The sequence below is a fragment of the Bartonella sp. AA81SXKL genome (assembly GCF_042196945.1).
Taxonomy (GTDB): domain Bacteria; phylum Pseudomonadota; class Alphaproteobacteria; order Rhizobiales; family Rhizobiaceae; genus Bartonella.
The window spans coordinates 1-1,051 of sequence record NZ_JBHIRH010000113.1 but is presented as its reverse complement, the minus strand read 5'-3'; the positions used below and the strand labels follow the sequence as shown (position 1 = coordinate 1,051).

1 pseudogene is annotated in these 1,051 nt (G+C 40.0%); it reads right to left on the bottom strand.

What is annotated here, in order from left to right:
• A pseudogene (locus ACFINZ_RS09905) lies at positions 1 to 1,017 on the bottom strand (hypothetical protein); the annotation flags it as partial.
• Positions 1,018 to 1,051: the final 34 nt, after the last annotated feature.

The following is a 1,051-nucleotide window of genomic DNA, read 5'->3' as shown; positions in this document are numbered from 1 at the left end:
AACAACCGCTGAATCATCAGACTGGAGATGATTAATATGTTTAGTAATTTCATTTTTCACATTCGTGAAAGACGTACCAACTCCTTCAAAAGCCGCTGCTACATTATGATACGTCTGCTCTTCTTCCTTACCATCTTCTTTAACTGTCTTGACTGTAAAAGTCGGAGCTGTCCATTTGCCATCTTCATACTTTGCACCACCACCAAAATAGGTCGCAAGCGTCTGATTCAACGTATAAAGCTGACCACCTGTAATTGCATCTGTAGAAGATTTAGAAATGTCTCCAGCTAAAAGATGGGTAATCTTACTGTTAGCCTTTTTACCTTCTGCACCATGATCGGCGACAAAGGCATTCGCTTCCTTACTCCACAATAACGCATCATCTTTAAGTTGTTGCGTTGTTTGATCTACGTTTTGTGTAAACTCATTGAACTTATTGGTGACATTCTCATTGACATTCTTGATATTCGTATCAAGACCTACAAGGGCTGAACCAGCATCATGATATTGAGACTCTTTTACATGGCCATCTTTATCAATATTAGACACTGTATAGGTTGGTTCTGTAAAGCTACCATCATCAAACTTCGCACCACCACCCAAAATCTTAGCAACATCTTCGCCGATTTTGTTAATCTGACCACCTGTAACAACATCCTTAGAGCCTGACGCAATCTTTCCATTCGCTACATTATGAAGGGCAACAGCGGCAGAATCTTTACCTTTACCCAAAGTCACACTGGTATAATCAATGTTACCATCTGTCTTTTTGTCATAATGGACAACTGCAGAATCATCAGACTGAAGGTTATCAGAAAGTTCTTTCAAACCTTGATCTAACTGACCTTTGTTAACCGCATCATTGTCATTCTCTGCTGCCTTAACACCTGAAAGCCTACGATCTTGACCTGAACTGTTGGCAATATTGATTCCTGTGCCCGCTACTTCTTTACCAATAGTGATCTGCTTACTCTCAGGATCTTGCTTAACAAGGCTCTCACCTTTCACATTGGCCATTTCTTTATTAATCGCTTTGGTAATTTCATTTCTG